The organism is Raineya orbicola (genome assembly GCF_002843425.1).
Classification (GTDB): Bacteria; Bacteroidota; Bacteroidia; order Cytophagales; family Thermonemataceae; genus Raineya; species Raineya orbicola.
In genome coordinates, this window is record NZ_NKXO01000089.1 from 1 (window position 1) to 1,300 (window position 1,300).

Here is a 1,300-nt window from a genome sequence, read left to right on the forward strand (position 1 = left end):
CAATATGACCGCCAATTGAGGTATTTGGAAAAATAAAAAAATGGCATTTATTTAGGAAAATTTTCCAACGATTAACCTAAAAAAAATGCCAAATTTATTAGAAATCCTCCTGCTTTTACAAACAGAAGTTTCTGTTGCAAATATAACAAAATTATCTGAGATTATCACAACAATATTTCGTTTATCTGTTCCTGTAACAACAAAAGCTATAGGTCGTTTTGGGAATCTATCCACTCGTACCGTAGAGCGATTTTATGCTCAGGCTCCTTTGTCTTGGACATTGATACGTGTACTGCTATTTTGGAGTTTTCTGTTTGATTCCAATGCGATGTATCTCTTGGTATTAGATGAAACCACCCAGAGCAAAGCAGGCAAATCTTCTTATGGTTTAGGTTCTTTCTACTCTTCGCTGTTAGGCAAAGCGGTTAATTCAGTTAGCTTTTTGGGGGCGTGCCTAGTCAATGTCAAGAGTGCAAAGTCCCATTTCTTGTCTTGCACACAACTGGTCAAAACTGAACAAAAGCAGGCTTCTGTGCCTGCCAAGAAGTCTGCCAAAGTTGTTGAGCAGGCAGAAAAACGCCAAAGAGGCAGACCCAAAGGTAGCTTAAACAAAGCTTACACCGAGCCTGAAAGTCTATCTTTCCAAACCTTCAAGAAGGCTCTTGATGAATTGATGACCTTATTCAACAAGTATTGTAAGAGGCTCATCCTGCCTTATGTGGTATTAGATGGTTATTATGGCAATCAGCACTATCTCAAATATACGCAAAGCAAAGGGCTTTATTTGATTTCAAAACTCAAGTCTAATGCTCGCCTGATGCTACCTTACACAGCACAGCAGAAAAAAGGTAGAGGCAGACCTAAAAAGTACGCTGATAAATTAGATTACGCCAAAATCCCCAAAGAAGCTCTCCTTACCCTACCCGCCGACCACCCGCTCAAGCACTCGCATACCAAAGTCTATGCCCTCAGCGTCTATGCCGATACTATCAGAGAACAACTTATCCAAGTCGTCATTATTCAAAAAAATAATCCCCAAAAACAACAGATAGGGCAAACCATACTCTTTACCAATGACCTGACCTTAGACCCTTTGCTTGTTATCCAATACTACGCCCTCCGTTTCCAAATAGAGTTAGATTTCAGAAATGCTAAACAATTTTTTGGACTTTCTACTTTTAAAAACTACAAACAAAATCAACTCACTAATGCCGTCAATATCGCCTTTACTGCTTTGATAGCCGCTCAAATCCTCTTGGAAAAGTACAAAATCCTTTTCAACAATCCTAATCTTTCTATT

The 1,300-nt window shown here is 39.1% G+C and carries 1 protein-coding gene; it reads left to right on the forward strand.

Annotation, left to right across the window (positions count from 1 at the left end; all coding sequences use genetic code 11):
- Positions 1 to 85: 85 nt before the first annotated feature.
- Positions 86 to 1,300, forward strand: a 1,215-nt coding sequence (locus tag Rain11_RS13710; RefSeq protein WP_101359935.1) for a transposase, incomplete at its 3' end; no start/stop codon positions are given.